Below are 591 nucleotides of genomic sequence, written 5' to 3' on the forward strand. Positions count from 1 at the left end.
GGGGGGGGGGGGGCCTTTTTCAGGTACATGTGATTATTGTCTTATAGCATGATAAAACATGGCTAAAGGTAATTTTAGAGTTTGTAAAAGCTCTCAAAAACGAGCGTTTGTGAGAGCTTTTACGTTGACATAGACGCCTAGTGATATTCAACGGTCATGCTGTCGGCTGACAAACTTAACTCTTCAAGGGCCACATCATTACTGGAGGCGTCAAAGTCGGGCGCGGATAAATCGGTCGGAAAAGCATTCAAAATATTCCAGGTAACGATTAATTCGGTACCGGCTTCGTTGGTTAAGCTAATCGAAATGTCTCTTTTATCGATTCGGTTACCTGAAGCCGAGTTTAGCCAAGCCCACAGCTGACTTTGCCCCGCGACAATACCTATTGACAAGGTGAAATCGAGGTCAGTTACTTGTCCTAACATTCTAAATCGACCACCCATACCGTCCTGATAATCGATTTTTTCACGCCCCTGTTTTAAACCGGATACTTTACTAAACACCATGGACTCTTCACCCACAGTGACCGGAAACGGTGGGTAAGAATGGGGTAATTCGTTGCTATCTCATACCAATCAGATTAAATTTATG

Annotated in this window: 1 protein-coding gene; it reads right to left on the minus strand. The window is 43.8% G+C overall.

Annotated elements, in window-relative coordinates:
* Positions 1 to 137: 137 nt before the first annotated feature.
* The gene (locus tag CJF42_RS11485; protein ID WP_095366823.1) at positions 138 to 506 is read right to left on the minus strand and encodes a phage tail protein; all 369 of its coding nucleotides are present in this window, start codon (positions 504 to 506) and stop codon (positions 138 to 140) included.
* Positions 507 to 591 lie beyond the last annotated feature (85 nt).

Source organism: Pseudoalteromonas sp. NBT06-2, assembly GCF_002276045.1.
In the GTDB taxonomy this organism is placed as follows: Bacteria; Pseudomonadota; Gammaproteobacteria; order Enterobacterales; family Alteromonadaceae; genus Pseudoalteromonas.

Excerpts from the sequence above, each read along its gene's own strand:
- CJF42_RS11485 (WP_095366823.1), bottom strand. The coding sequence starts at position 506 with ATGGTGTTTAGTAAAGTATCCGGTTTAAAACAGGGGCGTGAAAAAATC.